The organism is Pseudomonas sp. RA_35y_Pfl2_P32, assembly GCF_963970735.1.
Classification (GTDB): domain Bacteria; phylum Pseudomonadota; class Gammaproteobacteria; order Pseudomonadales; family Pseudomonadaceae; genus Aquipseudomonas.
Window position 1 is genome coordinate 1 of the sequence record NZ_CAXAQF010000423.1, and the last position, 272, is coordinate 272.

The 272-nt window shown below is 71.0% G+C and carries 1 protein-coding gene; it reads right to left on the reverse strand.

All coding sequences use genetic code 11. The features are described 5' to 3' along the window. Positions 1-272: AMP-binding protein (locus tag AACY45_RS29000; protein ID WP_339548909.1), on the reverse strand; the 272-nt coding region annotated here is incomplete at both ends.

Here is a 272-nt window from a genome sequence, read left to right on the forward strand (position 1 = left end):
GCCACCATGAGTTGCGGCCCGCGTTCCAGGCACACGCCCACCAGCCCATCCGGCCCCACGCCCGCCGCTTGCAGGCGGTGGGCCAAACGGTTGGCCTGGCGGTTCAGTTCGGCGTAGCTCAGGCAAACGTCCGCCTGGCGCAGGGCAATCGCCTCGGGCACACGGGCGGCCTGGCGCTCGAACTGGTGCACCAGGTCGAAATCGGCCACCCCGTGATCGTGGGCGTTACCGGCAGCCAGTACCGCCGCCCGTTCGCTGGCGCCCAGTAACGG